Origin of the sequence: Parasutterella secunda, assembly GCF_016901835.1 — a bacterium.
GTDB classification, from domain to species: Bacteria; Pseudomonadota; Gammaproteobacteria; order Burkholderiales; family Burkholderiaceae_F; genus Aphodousia; species Aphodousia faecavium.
This window is the reverse complement of record NZ_JACJKX010000011.1, coordinates 54302-77081: the sequence shown is the minus strand read 5'-3', so window position 1 is coordinate 77081 and position 22780 is coordinate 54302. Positions and strand designations below refer to the sequence as shown.

The following is a 22780-nucleotide window of genomic DNA, read 5'->3' as shown; positions in this document are numbered from 1 at the left end:
AACGCCTTAGCGCCGATGATAGTTGGTTGTATTTCCAGTGAAAGTAGGACATTGCCCGGCTCCCCATTCAAAAAGCCTCGAAGTTTATCGCTTCGGGGCTTTTTTATTATCAGTTGTAAAATTGAATTCAATCTCCTTCTCAGCTTTAGTTCTGACTAAAACTACTCAAGCTTAAACTTCAGATTATTGGTTCCTTTGATTATTGCCATTCAAGTAAGAGTGCTTGTATGCACATCTCTGCGTCATTCATGCCAGTATCGGGATCATTTACATGAAAAAACGCCAACACTTCAATACGAACATAATGTCCCCACAGTATTGGCGTTATTTTTTGCTTTGAGTTTGTTTAGATTTCGATTTTCATCCGATTGAAATTGTCAGTGACGTCTGCGACGGTCATCCTCCCAGTCATCATCATCGTCATCATCGTCACGGTCGTATTTTCTCCGTCGTCCACGTCTATCGTCATCATCGTCCCAATCGTCGTCATCGTCATCGTCATCATCATCGTCACGGTCGTATTTTCTTCGACGTCCGCGCCGATCGTCGTCATCATCCCAATCATCGTCATCGTCGTCATCGTCACGATCGTATTTTCTTCGACGTCCGCGCCGATCATCATCGTCATCCCAGTCATCATCTCGAGCATAGGTCGGAAGAGAATAACCGGCAGTACCGAGTAAAAACAGCGCAAATAACAAATCTCGTCTAGAGGTCATTTTCAGATCTCCTTAAGATGAAATTTAAGGCCCGAACCGTAGTGTTTCGTTGTTAGTCCTCGTTACACGAAACGATTTTCTTTCCAGAATACAAATAAACACTTTTTTTTGTCAACCGAATTTTTGTTAGCGTTTGAATTTTTAGTTAACAAAAAAGCGCGTCAGGCTAAACCCGACGCGCTGTAGGTTCAAAGGTCAATGTGATTATTCGTTAACCACAGCTTTGACTTCAACGCCGTAGGCGTCTTTCGTTGTTGTCTTGATGTTCAAAAGCACTGACCAACGACGCAGCGTACCGATGATCACAAAGAGCATCAGCAGCATCACGATGACGGACAACGAAGCCAAGAGGTATTGGCCGGCAGGCAGATATTGATTAAATACGAGCCAGCATCCGGCCCACATCGTAATGACTGTCATGAAGAGACCCGGAACACCCGTAATCGGGGCATATTTGGTCTTATTCAAGCGCAAAATCACCGTGGTACCGATCAGTAGTGTGACGGAGGCGAGCAATTGGTTGCAGATACCGAAGAGCGGCCAAATGGAACTGATGTCGCCCGAGTACACCAAATAACCCCAGGAACCGGTGAAGATCACAGAGGTGATGATAATGCCGGGCCACCATTCTTTATCCGAGAACTTCGGCCAAACTTTGCCCATCATTTCCTGCAGGAAGAAACGACCCACACGGGTACCGGCGTCCACTGCCGTTAAGATGAAGACAGCTTCAAACATAATGGCGAAGTGGTACCAGTAAGCCATCAGATTTTCCATAAAGGGAATCTGAGAGAAAATGTGAGCCATACCGACGGCCAGCGAAACAGAACCGCCCGGGCGAGCCATCAGGCTTTCCTGAACCTGAGCTTCCAAATGAGGCAACTCTTGGACGGCCATGCCGAGAGCAGCAAATTTATCGGCAGGAGCGTTAATAGCAAAGTAGTCAGCCGGTACAAGTACGCAGGCAGCAACCAAGGCCATCACAGCCACGAAGCCTTCCATCAACATGGCGCCGTAACCCACAAAAAGCACGTCACGTTCATTGCTGAGCATCTTAGGCGTTGTACCGGTACCGATGGTGGCATGGAAGCCGGACAAGGCACCGCAGGCAATCGTAATGAAGATAAACGGAATCACCGGACCACCGACGATCGGGCCACCGCCATGGATGAAGTCGGTGAATGCGGGCATTTGGAAATGCGGCATGACAAAGAAAATGCCGATAGCCAAAGCAGCGATCGTACCGATTTTCAGGAAGGTGGACAAATAGTCACGGGGCAGGAGCAAAAGCCAAACGGGCAACACGGAAGCCAAGAAACCGTAGATCGGGATCAAAAGGCTCATGGTCGGTTTGTCGATATCAAGCCAGCCGAAGTATTCCGGATGAGCAGCAACCCAAGGACCGGAGAGGATGCAAAGGAAAAGTAACACAACACCAATCAGGGTGGCGCCCTTTACATCACCCTTACGCCAGACCTGCATGTACAAGCCCATGATGATGGCAATGGGGATGGTGGCTGCAACCGTATAGGTTGACCAGAGCGAATTGTGCATGGCATTGACCACGGCAATCGATAGACCTGCCAAAGTAAGGATCAAAATAGCCAGCACAGCCCATGCCGCGACAAGACCCGTGGTTTTATCGATTTCGGTCGACGCGATGTGGGCCAGGGAGCGACCACGGTGACGAACCGAGCAAAAGAGCACCACCATGTCATGCACGCCGCCGGCAAGCACACAACCGATCAAAATCCACAAAAGACCGGGCATATAGCCGAATTGTGCGGCAAGCACCGGTCCAAGCAACGGACCCGCCGCAGCAATAGCGGCGAAATGGTGACCGAAAAGGACGTACTTGTTGGTGGGGACGTAGTCTTGACCGTCAGAGTAGCGTACAGCCGGAGTTTGACGGGCTTCATTGACATTGAGAACTTTTTGGGCGATGAACAAACCGTAGAAACGGTAGGCTATCGCAAAGACGCAGAGAGCGGCGAAAACGATGGTTACAGCGTTCACGCCGGTTTGGGTATCCATAGGAACCTCCGATAAAAACGCGATTTCCATCAGTCTATCAGTATTGTTTGAATTTACAAAGCTAAAAATATTGTGGAAAGCGAGAAATTAAGAGAATTTTGGTTTAAGTTAAAAAACAGTTTTTTTGCTTTTAGAAAGAAAATCGTGAAAAACCGATAGTGTTAATCAGAAAAACAACTCTCCACGTTAATTGAGGTTAACGTGGAGAATAAAAAAACGCCGACCGATTAACTCTTAGAGGATTCGGTGACGATTTTATCGAGACGTTGCTCGAGAACCGCCGCAATGGCAAAGCGATTGACCAGTTCTCGGGCAAAGACCAAAAAGTTTAAATACAGTTCACTGCCGCGCACCGAAATGCCGTCATTCGGAATGCGTCGAAGCAGCTCAGCCTGCATGTGATCGATCAATTCAACAGCCTCATTGGAATGAGCGAGCACCGTTTGAATATCTTGTTTACCGGCCGAATCCGTTGTGATTTTTTCGAGATAACTCACCAGACTCAGTAAGTCATTTTTTAATTCTCCTTGGAAAATACGGTGGCGGTTAGCGATATGATCGGTGGCCTGCTTGCTCAGGGCTTGTAATGAACGACCCACTTCGCGAATATTCGTAAAGATGCGATAGTAGCAATAACGGGCATCGAAGTCTTTTTTACTGGGTGTAAAACTTGAATTGGCCATTCGGTAGTAGAGTCCCCGGTCTGCGCTGACTTTGTCAAACAGATCGGAGCTGTCGCTCTTGACGTGGTGAAGGGCCGACTCATTGTCGTTTAAGAACTCAGTGACCAAACGACGATAAACCGATAACGTCTGTGCAAAAATAGAATCCGTTTTGGTATCGACCAATTCCCGAACTTTTTTGGCGTCGTACCGGGTATCAAGATCCGCACGCATATTGACTGTGTCAAGTTTGGCGCGAAGGTTAGAACGGATGAGCAGAAATGTTGAACCGACAGCCAAAATCAAAGCTGCGATTTCTCCGCCCCACAAGGTGAAGGCGCAGACGATTGCAGCCATGGTGGAGGCACTCAAAGCGGTGAGGAACCAACCGCTGATCACAGTCAGTACGCCCGATATACGGTAGACGGCTGTTTCACGGTCCCACGCACCGTCGGCAAAAGAAGAACCCATAGCAACCATAAAGGTCACGTAAGTGGTTGAAAGCGGTAATTGAAGGCTCGTTGCGGAGGCGATCAATGCAGCACTGACGACCAAGTTAATGGAAGCGCGGACATAGTCAAAAGGTAAAGGTGTTTCACCGCGCTCGAGTTTCTTAGGCTCGAATCGACGATCAATGCCTTTTTGAACCGACATCGGAATGATCTGATGAATAACCTTACCTAAACCCATGCTGGCTCGAACAATCATTCGTCCGGGTAAGGAACTGCCGAACTGTTCCTGTTCACCTGAGTTACTCGAAGACAGGTTAATGGACGTTTGAATGACAATTTGGGCTTTTTTCGAGAACCACAATGTTAAAACCATCACAAAACCGGAAAACAGCAGGAATCCGGTCGCGGCAACGGTCGGTTTAAGCAACCCCTCCATCGTAAATGCCTCAGCGGCCACACCTGACGCTTGCCATTCCTGGTAAGAGTCCCATGCAGCTAACGGTACACCGACGAAGTTAACGAGGTCGTTGCCGGCAAAGGCAAAAGCCAAAGAGAAGGTGCCTGCCAAAATGACGATTTTAAAGATGTTGATATTGCAGGCAATAATGAGGACGTGAAAGACAATCGATAACACGACAAATAAAGTCCCCACAATCGGCCAGGTATTCACGTCCATGAACCGGATCCATTCCGGTTGCATGAAACTGGCACCTTTGGCGCCTTTCATTACCAGGAAATAGAAGATAGCAGTTAAGGCGATGCCTGCAAAAATGCCGCCCACTCGGCGGTACATTTTTTCGAAATTAAATGTGAATATCAGTCGGGTGATGTATTGAACCACTGCACCGGTTACAAATGCCACGGCAACGGAAATCAAAATACCCGAGACAATGGTCAGGGACTTTGAACTGTTGATGTAATCGATGACATTGGCAAGCGATGCACCGTCCATCATTAAGGTATAGGCGGCTGCGGCCAATGCACTGCCTAACAATTCAAAAACGATGGAAACCGTTGTTGAAGTCGGCAGGCCCAGAGAATTAAACAGGTCGAGCAAAATAATATCGGTTACCATCACGGCAAAGAAAATCACAATAATTTCCGAGAAGGTAAACATTTGCGGATTAAATACACCCGAACGAGCAATTTCCATCATGCCGGATGAAAAGGTCGCTCCGAGCATTACGCCGATGCTCGCCACCAACATAATGGTTTTAAAAGAAGCAATTCGACATCCCAGGGCGGAATTTAAAAAATTCACGGCATCGTTGCTGACACCGACGAAAATATCAAAGATCGCCACCAGGCCGAGAAAGCCTAGCAATGCGAGAAAATAATATTCCATGATAAGAGAAGAAAGTATTGAACAAGAGAAATCGGCTTCTCGTGGGAGAAGTTGTCAAAAGTATGGACTTATAAAATGACAAAATTATGTTGTGAATGTCTCAGAATCTTGAAGATTTGATGACACGTCAAAAGCTGATTGCAAAAGGCTTGAATGATTGCAATATAAGGACAGATCCGAACGAGAAGATTTCAACAAAAAGGCTCCGATTCTCAGATAACGAATCAGAGCCTTTGCGGCCAATGTCCGACCTTAAGAAGGCAACAAATTAATTGATTTGCCGTTAAGCCGTCGGTGACTTTTGTTCAGGTTGACCGGCTTCAACTTCAATGATCGTTTCACCGCTGCCTGGATCCTGATTTTTCGGGCGCTTCAGATAAAGCAGAATGACAAGCAATATCATCACAAAGCCGTGCGCCATTACCACAATGGAATTACTCCAGAATGTGGCCATCAAACCGCCCAATATCGGTCCCATCACGGAGCCGATCTGTTGCGCAGCGTAGCTCAATCCGTAGATGCGTCCGCGCTCGTTCGGGAGGGTGTTTTCAGCAAACAGCGCATTGATAGCAGGGAAAATGCCGGCAAAGAAGATGCCGCCGACAAAACGCCAGATCACAAAAGGCGTGATATCACCGGGTATAGCCTGGACGACACCGAAGATCCCGCCGCCCAAAAGGGCAACATACAAGGCCCAGCGGTAACCGATATTGGTGCCGATGCGACCCCACATGGGAGCAGCGAAAACGCCGGAAATACCGACCACTGAGAAGACAATGCCGGAGACCATCACGATGTTGTCCATCGAGCCTTGCAACTCGGCAATGTATAAGGGCAAAACGGGCTGTACGAGCATGACGGCTAACTGAACGACCGCTGCGGCAAAAAGCATACGTTGAATAACGGGTACTTTAAGCAGCTTAAAGGAGCCGCCTTTGTCCTTTTTCTTATCCGAGGCAGCTGGAGCGATTTTCTTTTGTTCTCCACCCTTGATGAAGAATATAAGACCTAAGGCGATCAGGCCGAGCGCAGCACCGGCAAAGTAAAAAGAGGCTCTCATGCCGAAGACTTCAGCTAAAACGCCGCCGATTAAGGGGCCGAACACACCGCCCGCAGTCGAGCCGCCTTGCATCAGGCCCAGGCACCAGCCCATTTTCTCGCGTGGCGCCGTGGAAGTCATGATGGCCAAACAGGCCGGCCACAAGCCTGCCGAAAACCCCTGGAAGCTGCGCATGGCAAAAAGTTCCCACGGGGTTTGTACAAAACCGCCCCACACATAGGAGATAGCCAGACAAACGGCCGCACGCACGGCCATGGCTTTGTGGCTCTTTTTATCAGATAAGGCACCCCAGATCGGAGCCATGATGGCACTGATCAAAAAAGAGATGGAGAAAATCAACCCTGACCAGATATTGACATCACTTTGCGCTACACCCAGTTCATCAATGAGGTACATCGGCAGGAAAGGAACGAGCATGGTGTAGCTTGCCGACATGAACACTGAAGTAATGGTCAAAAACCAGACCAGGGCTTTCCAGTAGGGCATTTGCAATCCAATCGAAATACTATTCAGACAAAATCACATTCTTCATCTTATGCTCAAAAAAATTGTTTAGTTTGATGTTGAATCAATTGAAACGGAGATTTAGGGAGAGGATTTTCCCTTAAGGAAGAATCCGATATATTGAAAAAATTAGGGCCTTGAAAGATTGATTTTTCAAGGCCTTGAAACGGTTAAACAAATTGCTGAAAGACTACTCTTCTGAAGTGTTCGCCGTTGTTGGTTCGCTGTGAGCGTTGATAAATTCAGCAATATCGGCTACTTCATCGGGGCAGATCTCGTGCATCATCGGGTAGTCGAAAAATTCCACGGTGGCGCCTGCCTTATTGAGGGTTTCCAGACTTCTTCTGGCCTGTGCAATGGAAATCACCGGGTCGAGCGTACCGTGAGCCATATAGATCGGAGTCTGTTTGGCCACATCACTGAGTTCTTCAAATCGAGGGTGATTGGGTACGTAGCCTGATAAAGCAATGATGCCGGCAATCGGCGGAATTTGTGACATTCCGACAATCAAAGCCATGGCCGCACCTTGAGAGAAGCCTCCGAGCCAGATGGGGCTTTCGGGGTATTTTTGGCGTTGCTCTTCAATTAAGGCGTTGATAAATTCGGCCGACTGATTCATGCCGTCGATATCTTCTTTTTCCTGCTCGTCCAACGATTCGCTGTACAAGTCATACCAACCGTTCATGGTCAGCTTGTAGGCTGTGATGTCACGAACCGGAGCGGTGGGCAAAACCATGCGGACATTGTCTAGAGAGCCGAATTGAGACAATTCTTTCTGAAAAGACTCGAAATCAGAGCCGTCCACTCCCAGACCGTGAAGCCAGATCAATGTAATCGGCGCACGACTGTCACTGAGCGGTTCTTGAATAATCGTATCCATGCTGTAGATCTAATATTTAATGACGGGTGCTATTTTAGGTTAATTTAACGAAAAGTTCATTAAGACTCGGACAGTTAAGAGTACATTTAACAATTGAAGTAAGCAGTAAGGATAAGAAACCATGATCAAAGTACTTTTTGTTTGTGCCGGCAACATTTGTCGATCACCGACAGCCGAGGCGATTTTCAGGAAGTTGGTTGCCAAAGCGGGACTGCAGGACGATTTTGAAATCGATTCTGCCGGAACGGAGAGTTTTCACATCGGAGAGGGAGCAGATCGACGAGCGGTCAGTTGTGCGACTCAACGAGGCTATGATTTATCCGGACACCGTGCCAGACAAATAACGGTTGACGATTTCAGACACTACGATTGGATCTTAGCCATGGACTGGAACAATATGCATGAATTGTCTCGCATGGCGCCGTCAGGATTTGAAAACAAAGCCCGACTGCTGATGCGTTACAGTACAAGCTATGACGTCTCGGTTGTGCCCGATCCGTACTATGGGAACAAAGACGGATTCAATAAGGTGCTCCTCTATTGTGAGGACGCGTGCCACGGATTGCTGACTTTTCTAATTAATCAGAATGGACTTCAGAGTAAAACCCTGTAAGAAATATAGGTTTTTGTCTATAGTGAATATAGAGTTTTTTAAAGGCTGAAATTTTGATTACGTGGAGATTTTATTTAGTATAAACAAATAGATAAAAGATATTTTTGATCGGCGGGTCAGTCTTTTTTTGATTGAACTTCTTGCGTTTGAAAAATGAAGTCAGTAATATCTACTTTCGTTTGAAAAGGCAGGGTTAATCCCTAGTCTTAAAAAGAGGGAGTTGACAATAATTATCCCCTCAAAATGAATCTCAGAGCGTTGAATCGTTTAGGAGCTCAAATTGAAAAAACCTGTGTATTTGGATTACGGTGCCACCACTCCGGTTGATCCGAGAGTTGTTGACAAAATGGTTCCCTGGCTTTATGAGCATTTCGGCAATCCGGCCAGTTCTTCCCACAGTTACGGTCAGGAAGCCCGAGAGGCCGTCGAAGAGGCTCGTTCTCAGGTCGCTCAAATGATCAACGCCGATCCTCGCGAAATTGTCTGGACGTCAGGTGCAACCGAGTCTGACAATCTAGCCATTAAGGGGATTGCTCACTTTTATAAAGATCGCGGCAAACATCTCATTACGGTGAAGACCGAACACAAAGCCGTTTTGGACAGCATGCGTCACCTGGAATCTGAAGGTTACGACGTGACCTACATGGATGTGTTGCCCAACGGTCTTTTGGATTTGGAAGCGCTGAAAGCGGCTATGCGTGACGATACCATTTTGGTATCTGTCATGGCGGTCAACAATGAAATCGGTGTCATTCTTGACATTAATGCAATCGGTCAGATGTGCCGCGAACGGGGTATTTTCTTTCACGTTGATGCGACCCAGGCAATCGGCAAGCTCCACTTTGATATGACCAAGGATCCGATTGATCTGATGAGTATGTCGGGTCACAAGGTCTACGGTCCTAAAGGAATCGGTGCCCTTTACGTGCGCCGCAAGCCCCGTGTGCGTCTTGAACCGCAAATCCACGGAGGCGGTCACGAACGCGGTATGCGCTCCGGAACGTTGGCGACGCACCAAATCGTAGGTATGGGTGAAGCGTATCGCTTGGCTCGTCTTGAAATGGATGAAGAAAACGCCCGCTTTAAGAAGTTGCGCGATAAGCTCTGGGCCGGTATTCAGGAAATTCCTGACGTGTATTTAAACGGTGACTGGGAGCATCGTGTGGCAACGAACCTCAATGTGAGTTTTGCCTTCATTGAAGGTGAAAGCCTGATGCTCGCTCTGAAGGATATCGCTGTTTCTTCAGGTTCGGCCTGTACCTCGGCAAGCCTTGAGCCTTCTTTTGTGTTGCGCGCTTTGGGTCGGGACGATGAGTTGGCTCACAGCTCCATCCGTTTCACCTTGGGCCGCTTTACCACCGAAGAAGAAATCGATTATGTGGTGGCTCAATTAAAGGAAAAAGTGGCCAAGCTTCGCGAAATGTCGCCGCTTTGGGAAATGCACCAACAGGGTGTGGATCTCAATCAGGTGAAGTGGTCTGAGCACTGATTCGGTAACGAAAAGGAATACAAAGCAATGCAATACAGTGAGAAGTTGATGGATCACTACGAGCATCCCAGAAATGTGGGCACGCTCGACAAAGATGAAAAAGACGTCGGCACCGGTATGGTGGGGGCTCCTGCCTGCGGCGATGTGATGCGTCTGCAAATTAAGGTCAATCCCGAAGGCATCATTGAGGACGCTAAATTTAAAACCTACGGTTGCGGCTCGGCCATTGCTTCGAGCTCGCTCGTCACCGAGTGGGTTAAGGGTAAGTCGCTCGATGAAGCCATGAAGTTGTCCAATGAACAGATTGCCGAAGAGTTGGCTTTACCTCCGGTCAAAATTCACTGCTCGATTTTGGCTGAAGATGCTATTAAAGCGGCAATTGCCGATTATCGTCAGAAACAAGGAAAATAAGATGGCCGTAACCTTGACAGAAAACGCTGCCCGTCACGTCAATGCCTATTTAACCAAACGTGGTAAGGGAATCGGATTGCGTTTGGGTGTGAAGACTTCAGGTTGCTCCGGCATGGCTTATAAGCTTGAGTTTGCCGATGTCATCGAAGACGATGATCAAGTGTGGGAATCCTTCGGGGTGAAGGTGGTTGTAGATGCCAAGAGTTTGCCCTATATTGACGGGACGGAACTGGACTACACCCGCGAGGGACTCAACGAAGGCTTCAAGTTCCATAATCCCAATGAGAAGAGTCACTGCGGTTGCGGTGAGTCTTTCTCGGTGTGATCGGTTAAACCACATGAGTCAAAAAGATTATTTTGCCCTGTTGAATCAACCGCAGACCTATGCGGTTGATTCGTCGTCTCTGGAAAGTGCAAAAAACGCACTGCTCTCCCGTCTGCATCCGGATCGTTTTGTCAATTGCAGTGCACTTGAAAAGCGCCTGGCTCAACAGTTAAGTGTCCAGATTAATGAAGCCTACCGGACTTTGTCCGATGATCTTTTGCGGGCGCAGTACCTGTGCAAACTCAGGGGATACGACGTCAATGAGCATCGCCCCATGTCGGAGTCATTTCTGATGCGTCAGATGCAATGCCGCGAAGCACTCGAAGCCTGCGAACAAAGCCAGGACGAGAGCATGCGTTTGGCTCTTTTGCGTGAGGTGCGAAACGCTCAGGGGCGCCTGATTGAAACGATTCGTTCAGCTTTTGATGATCAGCACGATGACTTGGCGGCTTTTGAAGCCACACGTGAGCTGATGTTTAACACCAAGCTTCTTGCTCAGATACAACACTAGGATTTTCCATGGCCTTATTGCAAATTGCCGAACCGGGGATGTCGGCCGATCCGCATCAACACCGTTTGGCGGTCGGAATTGATTTGGGAACAACCAATTCGTTGGTGGCAACGGTCAAAAATAGTGAAACCGTTGTCCTTGCCGATCATGAAGGTCGCAAACTTTTACCCTCGGTGGTGCGTTTTTTACCCGATGGATCCACTGCGGTGGGTTATGAAGCCCGTCGCGCGGTGAGCGAAGACGCACAAAATACCATTGTGAGCGTCAAGCGTTTCATGGGACGCTCAAGTGCTGAATTGAAGTTAAATGCAAGCCTGCCTTATGTTTTTGCAGAAAACGAGGGCATGCTTCGAGTCAAGACGGTTGCAGGCGACAAAAGCCCGGTGGAAATTTCCTCGGAAATACTCAAAGAATTGAAAGCTCGCGCAGAGGAATCGTTGGGTGGAGAATTAGTGGGAGCCGTCATCACGGTGCCGGCTTATTTTGATGACGCACAACGGCAGGCCACCAAGGACGCAGCCCGCTTGGCCGGATTGAATGTTTTACGTCTTTTAAATGAACCCACGGCAGCGGCTTTAGCCTATGGATTGGACGAGGGTGCCGAAGGGCTTTACGTTATCTATGATTTGGGCGGCGGCACGTTTGATGTGTCTGTGTTAAGACTGACCAAGGGTGTTTTTGAAGTACTTGCCACCGGTGGTGATTCCGCACTCGGAGGCGATGATTTTGATCACCGAATCTTTTGTTGGGCAGTCAGTGAAGCCAATCTTTCCGAAATTCTTGCCCCTGACGATAAAAGTCGTCTCATGGTGGCAGCACGTGCCGTTAAGGAGGCGTTGAGTACGGCCGAAGAGGCAGCGATGAATGTGACGCTGAGCTCCGGTCAAACGATTACGCTTACGTTAACACGTGCGAAGTTTAAAGAGCTCACGTCCCGCTTGGTTCAAAAAACGATCGATACGCTTGACTTTGTCATGCGTGATGCCAAGTTGGATCGTCAGGATATTCAGGGTCTTGTTTTGGTGGGCGGATCCACCCGCATGCCTGTTATCCGTGAGGCCGTCAAGAGTTACCTGGGTTTTGATCCGCTTGACAATATCAATCCGGATGAAGTGGTTGCAGTCGGTGCAGCCAAGCAGGCTAATTTACTGGCAGGCAACAGTGCCGGAGACGATTGGTTGCTCTTGGATGTGACGCCGCTTTCCCTGGGACTTGAAACCATGGGTGGGCTTGTTGAGAAAATCATTCCCAGAAATACGCCGATTCCGGTAGCGATGGCGCAGGACTTCACGACGTTTAAAGACGGTCAGACCGCAATGGCCATTCATGTCGTTCAGGGTGAACGGGAAATCGTGGATGCATGCCGAAGCTTAGCCCGTTTTGAATTGAGAGGGTTGCCCGCGCTGGTTGCGGGGGCAGCTCGTATTCGCGTGACGTTCAGCGTGGACGCCGACGGCTTGCTGTCAGTTTCTGCTCGGGAAACCCAGACGGGGGTGGAAGCACACGTGACGGTTAAACCGTCATATGGCCTCACCGATGAAGAAATCATGCGAATGCTCAAAGAAGGCACGGGTAACGCCCAACAGGATATGCATGAACGCGCGCTTCGCGAAGAGGAAGTGGAGTCGCGTCGTTTGATTGAATCCACGGTGGGCGCCTTAGCTACTGACGCCGATCTTTTAACTGATCAGGAACAAAACAATATCCGGGATTTGATCTCGCGTCTGTTGGCTGCGGTTGAAAGTCATGAACTCGAGGCGATAAAGTCTCTTGAAAAAGAACTGACTCAGGCCACGGAAAGCTTTGCCGAACGTCGAATGGATCGAGCCATTGCTCAGGCACTTTCCGGTAAAAGCGTTGAAGACATTGAAGGAAAATAAAACTATGCCCAAGATTACGGTTTTGCCCCATGCGACGATTTGTCCCGAAGGGAAAACGTTTGAAGTCAGAAGCGGAGTGAAACTGGCCCGTGCGCTTTTGGCTAACGGAATCGGTATTGAACACGCCTGTGAATTTTCCGGTGCCTGCTCGACTTGCCACGTCATTATTCGCGAAGGGTTTGATTCTTTAAATGAACCCGAGGACGAGGAGCTCGATATGCTCGATCAGGCCTGGGGAGTCAGTGCCAATTCGCGCCTGTCCTGTCAGACCGTGGTCGGTGATGAGGATCTGGTTGTCGAAATTCCCAAATACAGCCGTAACCACGCCAAGGAACATTGATTATGCGTTGGACCGATACGCAGGCCATTGCCGAAGCGCTCTATGATGCTCACCCGGATATCAACCCTTTGAAGTTGCGTTTTACTGAACTGCACGCCATGGTGCTTGAGTTGGAAGACTTCGATGACGATCCGGAAAAAAGCACAGAGGCGATATTGGAAGCGATTCTTCAAGCTTGGCTTGATGAGCTCTAAGGAGTCGTGGGCATGCGCTTTGATGTCATCACGCTTTTTGAGCCGATGTTTGCAGCGGTGACCGAAAACGGTATCACGTCTCGCGCCATGCAGCGAGGACTTTGGTCGCTGTATACGTGGAATCCTCGAGAGGAAACAGAGGACAATCATCGCACGGTTGATGACAGACCCTTCGGCGGCGGTCCGGGCATGGTCATGATGGCCGACCCCTTAGCGAGAACCGTCAGGCGGATTCGCCGATCAGGTAACGTTGGTCGAGTCGTGAGTTTTGCTCCGAACGGTACCCGCCTGACTGATGAAACCGTCAGACGATGGGTGGCCGAAGATCGGGACATGGTGTTGATCTGCGGACGATACGAGGGGATCGACCAACGATTCTTGGATAACTATGTCGATGAGACGGTGAGCATCGGTGATTTTGTGCTCTCAGGCGGCGAACTCGCTGCGATGGTATTAATCGATGCCGTGGTGCGGCAGTTGCCCGGTGCGATCAAAGAGCTTTCCACCCTGGACGAATCGTTTTCTACGGGATTGTTGGACGCTCCGCACTACACTCGCCCGGAAGTCTGGGAGGGGCAAGCAGTGCCAGAGGTGCTGCTGAGCGGCCACCATGCCAATATTGCCAAGTGGACTCGTGAGCAGGCTCTTGAATTGACGCTACGCACTCGAGCCGACCTCATTGAAAAAGCCAAAGCTAGCGGAAAGCTCTCCGAAACAGATCGATTATGGCTTAAAAAACACGGTTATCCGGTCTGATCATTGGTTGCGTTTGAGTTCTTTTTGCAAGAGCTCTCTGAGCAGCTCATTTTCTCGCTGCAGGCGCTCAATTTCGGATTCGAGTTGAGCGCTTTTTTTGTCCTGCGGTGCTTTGAGATTTTCCGTGCTGCCATCTGCAGGACCTTGAGCCGGTTTTCTGACTCTGCCGACAAAGTACCAAACAGCTGCTGCGAGCAAAATGAGCAAAACAAGATTAGAGATACCATGCAAGAGCGGAGGACCGAAAACATGCGGGCCAAAAAGGTGATGCATCATGACGTTGCCTCCTTAAGATGGTCAGGGGACAATATCAGCTTATTATTTTGTTCGGAAACGGTCAATGGAAAAAGTGTGCACGTTCGTAACGGTGAGAGAAAAAAGGCTGGAATTTCTGACAGTTGCAGTGCAATTTCGTTTTAATTGCTATACAATAGCGGTCTTTCCGTTCAGTGATGACGGAAAGCCTTTCGTTTAATTAAAACCCATCCTATCGGTGGTGACGATGCGCAGGCACTGAGACCTGATCGCAGACCACATGAAGATGGTTTTGGAGAAAAAAATGAATCTTATCCAAACGTTGGAACAAGAAGAAATCGCCCGCGTGACCGCTGGCAAGACCTATCCTGAATTTGCTGCCGGTGACACGGTTGTCGTGAACGTGAACGTTGTTGAAGGTTCCCGCAAGCGCGTCCAGGCCTACGAAGGTGTTGTGATCGCTCGCCGCAATCGCGGTTTGAACTCTTCCTTTATCGTTCGTAAGATCTCGAGCGGTGAAGGTGTTGAACGTACGTTCCAACTCTATGCTCCGACGATCGCCAGCATTGAAGTGAAGCGTCGCGGTGATGTTCGCCGTGCCAAGCTCTACTACTTGCGTGATCGCGCCGGTAAGGCTGCTCGTATTAAGGAAAAGCTCACGAAGTAATTCGTGGTATTTTTCGACAATACCGTTTTTCAGGTTGCGGCTTTTTCGAAAAACAATCTTTGAGTTGTTCTTGAAAAAGATCGAAACCACCCCGAGGCACTTTCAACGGTGCCTCTTTTCTTATTCAGATTCAATAAGTGGATTTGTTTTCCAGCGTTTGAGCAATCGCACAATAAAAGTCGTAACGATCCTGTGCAATCAATCCGTCTTGCAGAGCTCTTTTAACGCTGCAGGCCGGTTCTTTGAGGTGTTTGCAGTTGGCAAAGCGGCAGCCGCCGACGTATTGAGCAATGTCAGGCATGGCGGCAATCACTTCATTGAGTTCAAGGTGCGCAAGACCGAATTCCTGAAAGCCCGGTGAATCAATGACAAAGCCATAGCTGCGATCTAAATCGTAGAGGGTAGTGACGGTGGTGGTTTGGCGCCCGAGGTTAAGGGCTTGAGAGTATTCCTGAGTCTTCGCGTTGGCGTTTTGAACCAACAGATTCAAAATTGTGGACTTACCCATGCCGGATTGTCCGACAAGAAGGGAGCGATGGTTGTTGACAATCGCATCCAGCTCGCCAAGCGCTTCGGCTGTGATGGTTTGGGCGCATATCTCGTGCGTTTCATACCCTAAAAGCTTTAAAGAGTTGAGGAAACGGGCTGCCTCTTCGGCGCCTTCTGCCAGATCCGTTTTGTTGCGAATGATCACGGGATGAACGCGGGCGGCGTGCGCCGCAAGGAGCGCCTTCCAGACAAACCAGGGATTAAAACGCGGACGGGAGGCGTAAACAATGACCAAGGTGTCAATGTTGGCTGCCAAGGTTTTCGTGCGCCATTCGTCCTGTCTGAAAAGCAGGCTGGTTCGTTCTTTAATCGATTCAATGGCAACCGTATTGTCAACAGCTGCCGAACAAACAACAGTATCGCCGACCACCACATCGCCTTTTTTACCTCGGCGGTGGGCCTCATAGAGTTTGCCGCTTTCATCACGCACAAAGTGGTGCCGTCCGTGACAGGACACTACCTGTGCAACAAATGTCTCACGACTGAGGTGAGATTTAGCGGACGTCGGGATGCGTTTTGGCATAAAGTTCACGTTGACGTTGAGCGATGGTTTTCACTGCCTTGAGTCGACGGGCGTTTTTACCGGAAACAGGCTCGTTGTCAGTGTTATCGGTAAGGTTTTCAGCCTTTTCCTGCAATGCAGTCGAAGAAGTGTTTTTCTCCTCAGCATTGATCGTGTCGGTTTGCTCACTTTCCGCAGTTTCATCGCTTGTAGTTGTCTCAGGCTCTTGTACGACCTCAGAGGACGCTTCTTTTACATCCAGAATGTCAAAGCCGTGGACAGAGGTGTCGCTATCTGTAGAGTCTTGCTCGGTCTCTTCGGGCTTTATAGGTAAGTCCTGTGTTTGCGGGCAGGAGGCCGTCTTATCGGATGCTTCAGTCAGATCAACGATCGGATCGACGCTTTGGACAGCGTACTTTTCAACAGGCGGCACTTCGACAGGGACCGATTGCTGCACTTTTTCCTCATGGTGCGGCTCCGAGTCCTTTGTCTTGAGTTTCGCCGCAGGGGTCATGCGTTTGATGCATTGCTTTAAGCGGAAGAAAAGCGCACTGACCGCCTGAGCCAGGCTTTTACCGTACATCGGATGATGACGATTGTCGACAGACAAGTCTTTCATCGCTTGCTCATAGTGCGGGTCTTTATATTGAGCAAGAGAGTGATCCGCCCGATTACTCGGATCATATTGGGCACGATCGACCAAAATCTTTTCAAACTGGTGATTTAAGCGGAGAAGACGGGCATCCCTTGCTTCTGCTTCTTTAACCTTTTGCTCCTGTTTGGATACCAAAGCCGCGGAGACGTTTTCCAATTGATGCAGAACGGTCAGCGAGTCGTTACGAAGCGTTTTTTCCTCTTCGGCCTGTTGCAACGCTTCATATTTGTTCTGAACATAATGAATACGTGACATCAGGCTCGGTTCATGTGAGAAAAGTAAATCAAAAAAGCCCAGCGTTACACTTGAGTGGCGCATCGGGGAGGGGAAAAGTTCAATCAAAGAGTCAACGGTAACTTTCAGCCCCGTATGCTTCATGGCAAATGTGTCCGACGCAAAAATAAGGTGCCTTAAGAAAGCGTCCATCGGCAACCTGAAGGGAAAGAGCAGTACAGGCAAAGCCACTAATGCAAAAGTGAGAACGGAACCGTAGTAGGGGCCCGGTCCATAAACGCGGAACCCGATTTCGTCCAAAAACCAGGATTGGGGAGCAAACCAGGCCAGGAAAGCAAAAACGAAAAATGCGGCGGCTGCACACATGAACCATGCTTGGAAATACATGTGGCTTAAGTTTCTGGCTAAGGCATGAGCGGCAACGGCTTTGAGATCATCCAAGCTCAGACGTTCATAAATATCGCGCCGGAAAAAGAGTTTGACATTCTGTCTATGACCGAAAGCGAATGCCGGCGGCAACTCTTCTTTGTCGCACGCTTTTGTGATTCGGATTTCTCCGACACTGAGTCCGGCTTTTTTGCCTAAGGCGTCAATGGCTTTTTTCAGATTCTCATTTTCAGCCGTCTCGCCTCGATTGGGATAGAAGAAATAGACCAGACGGCGGGCAAGGTTAAGTGAAAAAACAAGATAAAGGGCGAAAATAGCCCAACCGAAAACCCACCAGTAAGGGCCGCTGTTGCGCCATACGAAAAGGGCAATCCAAAGAATGGGTAAAACAGTCAGCCAACCTAACACGGTCGTCAGCAAATAATTTTTGAACCAGTGGGGACGACTTTGGTGTGTATAGCCGAACGCTTCACGCAGACGAAATTCTTTATACCAGCAAAAAGGCAGGTCAATTAATACAAAAATGAAACCGACACTGGCAGGCAACATCCAGTGAAAAGCGAATTGGTCGCCTACGGCATTCATCAGCCAATCGGAGATGGAGTTGATACCGTTGCCGGCGGTTAAATAGACGATAAGCAGCGTCGTGACGGTTACTTCCAGCCAGTTAAGCTTCGTGCGGGAGATGTCATAGTGGGCGGCTTTCTGATGCTGAGCAAGCGGGATTTTTTGCTGCAAAGGCTCCGGCACCTCATTGATCGTACGCTTGAGGTGTATGATCTCGGCCAAACAGGTCACGCTGTGCACCAAAAAATAAAAGCACAACGCAGCCAAGAAGACTTGAGCAAAAGTAAAAGTCATGGGTGAAGTATGCGACAATATCGTTTCCAAACCGCTAATTTTAGAGGAAATAAGGTACAAAATGGCGAGTGAACAGCAAAAAGATCCGCGCTTTAGCGCTGACAATCTGATTTGGGTGGACATGGAGATGACGGGGCTGCAGCCCGAAGTCAATCGGGTCATTGAAGTGGCGGCCGTGATCACCGATGCGCAATTGAATGTGATTCATGAGTGTCCGGTGCTTGCCATTCGGCAATCGCCCCGCATTATGAGTTCAATGGATGCTTGGAATACCCAGACGCATTCCCGCTCAGGATTGATCGCTCGAGTGCTGGCTTCCGAAATCGATGAGGAGAAAGCCTGCGATATTCTGTTAGAAGAGTTCGCCCGCTTTGTGCCGGCAGGCAAAAGCCCGATGTGCGGCAATTCCATCGGACAGGACAGGCGCTTCATGGCCCGTTGGATGCCCCGCCTGGAGAGCTATTTCCACTACAGAAATATTGACGTCTCCACGCTCAAAGAGCTGGCCCGTCGTTGGGCGCCCTCTGTGCCCAACAGCTTCAGAAAGAGTACACGGCACGAGGCGCTTTCCGATATTTTGGAAAGCATTGATGAACTCAAGCACTATCGCAAGCATCTGATGACTTGTTAACAGTTTGAAGTGTTTGCAAAAAAGCTGACAAATGAATGCCGAAGTGCTCGAAAATCTTTTTATTTTCGGGTACAATGGCGATCTTTCCACGACGTGGCCTAACTTCCACGTTCGCATGTTTAATTTTTTTAAAGGTTAGAAAATGTCTGTTCAAGATATCAAAAAGTCTGAAATCGTTGCTAAGTTCCAACGCAAGGAAGGTGATACGGGTTCTCCCGAAGTGCAAGTCGCTTTGTTGACGGCTCGTATTAACGAATTGACCCCGCACTTCAAGGAACACGCCAAGGATCATCACTCCCGTCGCGGTTTGTTGAAGATGGTGTCCCGTCGCCGCAAGATGTTGGACTACCTCAAGCGCACCGATTTGGACGCTTACCGTAAGTTGATCGCTGCATTGAACTTGCGTAAGTAATTCGAAAAGACTTTCTCAAAAGCGACCTGCCAGACAGGTCGCTTTTGGTAAGTGTTTTAGTGTTAGGGAAGAGACGAGGTTTTGTTTTCGGTTTGTGCGTTGCGATGTGAGTGTTCGGTGGCGGAATATTCACACCGCAGCGTATCGGAAACACGTCTTTTCCCCTTTAATTAAGGATGAAACGAAATGACAATGTTTAATAAAGTAAGCAAGTCTTTCCGCTTCGGTGATCACGACGTGACCTTCACCACCGGTGAAATTGCCCGTCAGGCCTCCGGCGCTGTGATTTGCCAAATGGATGATACGGTGGTTTTGGCTACCGTGGTCGCGAAAAAAGAAACCAAGCCCGGTCAGGACTTCTTCCCGCTCACCGTTGACTATATCGAAAAGACTTATGCCGCCGGTAAGATCCCCGGAGGCTTTTTCAAGCGTGAAGGCCGTCCGAGCGAAAAGGAAACGTTGACGAGCCGCTTGATCGACCGTCCGATTCGTCCGTTGTTCCCGGAAGGCTTCTTTAACGAAGTTCAAGTGATTATTCACGTGTTGTCCGTGGATCCGGAAGTGGATCCGGACATTCCCTCCATGTTGGGTGCCTCGGCTGCTTTGTCGATCTCCGGCATTCCGTTTAACGGCCCGATCGGTGCTTGCCGCGTGGGCTACATCGACGGCCAATTTGTTTGTAACCCGAAGTTGTCCCAAATGAAGGACAGCCGCTTGGATTTGGTGGTGAGCGGTACGGAACGCGCCGTGCTCATGGTTGAATCCGAAGCCGATTGCCTGCCCGAAGACGTCATGCTCAACGCCGTGATGTTCGGTCATGAACAGCAACAAGTGGCTATCAACGCCATCAATGAATTGGTTGAAGAAGCCGGCAAACCCGCCTGGGATTGGCAGCCTGCTCCGAAGAACGAAGCTTTGATCGCCCGTATTGAACAATTGGCCGGCGAAGAATTGAAGGTTGCTTACTCTATTCGCAGTAAGCAAGCCCGTACGGAAAAACTTCGCGAAATCTACGCTATGGTCGATGAAGCTTTGGCCGCTGACGAAAACTTCTCCGGCGACAATGCCGTCGATCCCAATGAAGTGGCAGGCATCCTCTTTGAAATGGAAGCCAAGCTTGTCCGCTCCAAGATTTTGAACGGCGAACCGCGTATTGACGGTCGTGACACCAAGACCGTTCGTCCGATTGAAATCCGTCAGGGTGTTTTGCCCCGTACCCACGGTTCCGCTCTCTTTACCCGCGGAGAAACCCAAGCTTTGGTCATCACGACTTTGGGTACGAAGCAGGATGAACAAATTGTTGACGGTCTGTTGGGTGAAACGCATGAACGCTTTATGCTGCACTACAACATGCCTCCGTTTGCCACGGGTGAAACCGGTCGTGTGGGCAGCCCCAAGCGTCGTGAAATCGGTCACGGTCGCCTGGCTAAGCGTGCTTTGAGCGCTGTGCTTCCCTCTGAAGAAGATTTCCAATACACGATTCGTGTGGTTTCTGAAATTTGTGAATCCAACGGTTCTTCTTCGATGGCGAGTGTTTGCGGCGGTTGCCTCTCGCTCATGGATGCCGGTGTGCCCTTGAAGGACTATGTGGCAGGCGTTGCCATGGGTCTTATCAAGGAAGGCAATAAGTTTGCTGTGTTGACCGATATTCTCGGTGACGAAGACCACTTGGGTGACATGGACTTTAAGGTGGCCGGTACTGAAAACGGCGTGACCGCCCTGCAGATGGATATCAAGATTGAAGGTATCAATAAGGAAATCATGCAGGTGGCTTTGGCTCAGGCTCACGAAGGTCGTCAGCACATTCTCAATGAAATGCGCACTCAGGCTGCGGGCGGCGCCAAGGAATTGTCCCGCTTTGCTCCGCGCATGATCACGATGAAGATCAATCCGGAAAAAATCCGTGACGTGATCGGTAAGGGCGGCGCTGTGATTCGTGCCATCACCGAAGAAACCGGTGCAACGATCAACATCGAAGACGACGGCTCTGTGACGATTGCTTCCGTGCAGCCCGAAGCCGGTCTTGCCGCTCAGAAGAAGATTCTTGAGATCACGGCTGAAATTGAAAAGGGCCAAATCTATGAAGGCACGGTGACGCGCTTGCTCGATTTCGGTGCCATTGTTCAATTGTTGCCGGGCAAAGACGGTTTGCTTCACATCAGCCAAATCGCCAACCAACGTGTCAACGCCGTCTCTGACTACCTCAAGGAAGGTCAGGTGGTGCGCGTGAAGGTGATTGAGGCCGACGAAAAGGGTCGTGTGCGCTTGTCTATGAAGGCTCTTTTAGAAGAAGAAAAAAAGCCTGAAGAAACGCCCTCTGAAGTGACCTCCCAAGACGCTCAATAATCGTCTGACACATTAGACCGAACGTCCCCGTCTTACAGAAATGTATGGCGGGGATTTTTTAAGCTTATAATTAAAATTGAAATTTGAATTTTAATTCCAATAAGTCTTCAAACTATTTATGCCGCGTGTTTCTAAGAAAAACCTTTTTGCACTAGCTGCCCTTGCAGTTGTAGCTGCTGCGGGCTATTGGGGCTACGGACACTATCGGTTAAATCATGCCGATCTGAAGCTTTACGGCAGTATTGATATGCGCACGGTGGACCTCGCTTTTGAGGAAAGTGCACGACTTGAGTCTATGCTTTTTGAAGAGGGTGCTCAAATCAAAGCAGGGGATTTGATTGCCAAACTGGATGAGTCACGCCATCGCATCGCCCGCGATCAAGCTGCGGCACAAGTGAATGTGGCAAAGGCCGAGCTTGATCTGCTGCTCGCCGGCACTCGTGCAGAAGAAATTGATGTGGCTCGGGCGAGACTCAAAGCCGCTGAGGCTAATTTGGTTTTGTCTGAACGCACCTGTAAGCGTTACCAGGACATGGGCAAAGCATCGAGCGCCTTGGTGCGTGACCAAGCCTGCTACGCGGCAAGAGCCGACCGTGCGGCCAAGGAAGAAGCTAAACGCACACTGGAAATGCTTTTAGCAGGTACCCGTGCGGAAGAAATTGATGTGGCGCGAGCCGCTTGGGTGCAGTCTCAGACAAGGCTAGCTGACGCCGAGCGGGCTCTTCGTAATTGCTCTCTTTATGCACCCTCGGACGGCGTGATTCGTGCACGGCTCAAAGAGCCCGGCGATATGGTCGGGGCCAACACGCCGGTTTACGAAGTGGCGTTGATGAATCCTCTTTGGGCAAGGGTGTATATCGATGAAATCAATCTGGGCAAAATCAGCATGGGTCAAAATGTCGAGCTGACGGTCGATAGTTTCCCGGACAAGGTGTTTGAGGCGAGTGTCGGTTTCATTTCAACCGTGGCGGAATTTACACCCAAGACCGTGCAGACGGAGTCGCTTCGCACCAACTTGGTCTATGAGGTACGACTGACGGTCAATGATCCCGAGGGGTTACTCCGGTTAGGAATGCCCGTGAGTGCACGACTGCTTTCAAAGTAGC

At 49.4% G+C, this 22780-nt stretch carries 22 protein-coding genes; 14 read left to right on the top strand and 8 right to left on the bottom strand.

Annotated elements, in window-relative coordinates; genetic code table 11:
- Positions 1-377: 377 nt before the first annotated feature.
- From H5985_RS06775 to H5985_RS06755, 5 genes are all read right to left on the bottom strand, one after another.
- The gene (locus H5985_RS06775; RefSeq protein WP_205050551.1) at positions 378-719 is read right to left on the bottom strand and encodes a hypothetical protein; all 342 of its coding nucleotides are present in this window, start codon (positions 717-719) and stop codon (positions 378-380) included.
- A 204-nt stretch (positions 720-923) separates the two neighbouring features.
- The gene (locus tag H5985_RS06770) at positions 924-2753 is read right to left on the bottom strand and encodes a carbon starvation CstA family protein (RefSeq protein ID WP_239481683.1); all 1830 of its coding nucleotides are present in this window, start codon (positions 2751-2753) and stop codon (positions 924-926) included.
- Between the two features lie 227 nt (positions 2754-2980).
- Positions 2981-5212, bottom strand: a complete 2232-nt coding sequence (locus H5985_RS06765) for an inorganic phosphate transporter (RefSeq protein WP_205050550.1) — start codon at positions 5210-5212, stop codon at positions 2981-2983.
- A gap of 283 nt (positions 5213-5495) precedes the next feature.
- Positions 5496-6758, bottom strand: coding sequence for an MFS transporter (locus H5985_RS06760; protein WP_205050549.1), 1263 nt, complete (start codon positions 6756-6758; stop codon positions 5496-5498).
- A gap of 208 nt (positions 6759-6966) precedes the next feature.
- Entirely contained in the window at positions 6967-7656 is a 690-nt protein-coding gene (locus H5985_RS06755; RefSeq protein ID WP_205050548.1) for an alpha/beta hydrolase, read from the bottom strand.
- Positions 7657-7777: 121 nt separating this feature from the next.
- Between H5985_RS06755 and H5985_RS06750 the strand changes: the two genes are divergently transcribed.
- The 9 genes from H5985_RS06750 to trmD all read left to right on the top strand — a co-directional run bounded on the left by H5985_RS06750 (position 7778) and on the right by trmD (position 14175).
- Entirely contained in the window at positions 7778-8269 is a 492-nt protein-coding gene (locus H5985_RS06750; RefSeq protein WP_205050547.1) for a low molecular weight protein-tyrosine-phosphatase, read from the top strand.
- Between the two features lie 280 nt (positions 8270-8549).
- On the top strand, positions 8550-9758 hold the full coding sequence (locus H5985_RS06745; protein WP_205050546.1) for an IscS subfamily cysteine desulfurase: 1209 nt from the start codon (positions 8550-8552) through the stop codon (positions 9756-9758).
- Between the two features lie 27 nt (positions 9759-9785).
- A complete protein-coding gene (gene iscU, locus H5985_RS06740; protein WP_205050545.1) occupies positions 9786-10169 on the top strand; it encodes a Fe-S cluster assembly scaffold IscU in 384 nt (127 codons plus the stop codon).
- Position 10170: 1 nt separating this feature from the next.
- The gene (gene iscA, locus H5985_RS06735; protein ID WP_205050544.1) at positions 10171-10494 is read left to right on the top strand and encodes an iron-sulfur cluster assembly protein IscA; all 324 of its coding nucleotides are present in this window, start codon (positions 10171-10173) and stop codon (positions 10492-10494) included.
- 13 nt (positions 10495-10507) lie between these two features.
- A complete protein-coding gene (gene hscB / locus H5985_RS06730) occupies positions 10508-11005 on the top strand; it encodes a Fe-S protein assembly co-chaperone HscB (RefSeq protein ID WP_205050543.1) in 498 nt (165 codons plus the stop codon).
- An 8-nt stretch (positions 11006-11013) separates the two neighbouring features.
- The gene (gene hscA, locus H5985_RS06725; RefSeq protein WP_205050542.1) at positions 11014-12885 is read left to right on the top strand and encodes a Fe-S protein assembly chaperone HscA; all 1872 of its coding nucleotides are present in this window, start codon (positions 11014-11016) and stop codon (positions 12883-12885) included.
- 4 nt (positions 12886-12889) lie between these two features.
- The gene (fdx, locus tag H5985_RS06720; protein ID WP_205050541.1) at positions 12890-13225 is read left to right on the top strand and encodes an ISC system 2Fe-2S type ferredoxin; all 336 of its coding nucleotides are present in this window, start codon (positions 12890-12892) and stop codon (positions 13223-13225) included.
- 2 nt (positions 13226-13227) lie between these two features.
- Positions 13228-13419, top strand: a complete 192-nt coding sequence (iscX, locus tag H5985_RS06715) for a Fe-S cluster assembly protein IscX (protein ID WP_205050540.1) — start codon at positions 13228-13230, stop codon at positions 13417-13419.
- Positions 13420-13431: 12 nt separating this feature from the next.
- Positions 13432-14175, top strand: coding sequence for a tRNA (guanosine(37)-N1)-methyltransferase TrmD (trmD, locus tag H5985_RS06710; RefSeq protein WP_205050539.1), 744 nt, complete (start codon positions 13432-13434; stop codon positions 14173-14175).
- Here trmD and H5985_RS06705 read toward each other — a convergent pair whose 3' ends face one another.
- On the bottom strand, positions 14176-14451 hold the full coding sequence (locus H5985_RS06705) for a hypothetical protein (RefSeq protein ID WP_205050538.1): 276 nt from the start codon (positions 14449-14451) through the stop codon (positions 14176-14178).
- A 283-nt stretch (positions 14452-14734) separates the two neighbouring features.
- On the opposite strand from H5985_RS06705, the gene rplS reads away from it, so the two are divergent.
- The gene (gene rplS, locus H5985_RS06700) at positions 14735-15097 is read left to right on the top strand and encodes a 50S ribosomal protein L19 (protein WP_205050537.1); all 363 of its coding nucleotides are present in this window, start codon (positions 14735-14737) and stop codon (positions 15095-15097) included.
- 130 nt (positions 15098-15227) lie between these two features.
- Here rplS and rsgA read toward each other — a convergent pair whose 3' ends face one another.
- Together rsgA and H5985_RS06690 are read right to left on the bottom strand one after the other, a co-directional pair.
- On the bottom strand, positions 15228-16169 hold the full coding sequence (gene rsgA / locus H5985_RS06695; protein WP_205050536.1) for a ribosome small subunit-dependent GTPase A: 942 nt from the start codon (positions 16167-16169) through the stop codon (positions 15228-15230).
- Positions 16141-18285 carry a M48 family metalloprotease gene (locus H5985_RS06690; protein WP_205050535.1) on the bottom strand — a complete coding sequence of 715 codons (2145 nt, stop codon included), beginning with the start codon at positions 18283-18285 and terminating at the stop codon, positions 16141-16143. The genes rsgA and H5985_RS06690 overlap by 29 nt, the downstream gene beginning before the upstream one ends.
- Positions 18286-18346: 61 nt before the next feature.
- Here H5985_RS06690 and orn point away from each other — a divergent pair, with 61 nt between their 5' ends.
- From orn to H5985_RS06670, 4 genes are all read left to right on the top strand, one after another.
- Entirely contained in the window at positions 18347-18916 is a 570-nt protein-coding gene (orn, locus tag H5985_RS06685) for an oligoribonuclease (protein WP_205050534.1), read from the top strand.
- Between the two features lie 142 nt (positions 18917-19058).
- Entirely contained in the window at positions 19059-19328 is a 270-nt protein-coding gene (gene rpsO / locus H5985_RS06680) for a 30S ribosomal protein S15 (RefSeq protein ID WP_205050533.1), read from the top strand.
- A gap of 186 nt (positions 19329-19514) precedes the next feature.
- Complete coding sequence (pnp, locus tag H5985_RS06675; RefSeq protein ID WP_205050532.1) at positions 19515-21674, top strand: polyribonucleotide nucleotidyltransferase; 2160 nt, start codon at positions 19515-19517, stop codon at positions 21672-21674.
- 118 nt (positions 21675-21792) lie between these two features.
- The gene (locus H5985_RS06670) at positions 21793-22779 is read left to right on the top strand and encodes an HlyD family secretion protein (protein WP_205050531.1); all 987 of its coding nucleotides are present in this window, start codon (positions 21793-21795) and stop codon (positions 22777-22779) included.
- Position 22780: the final 1 nt, after the last annotated feature.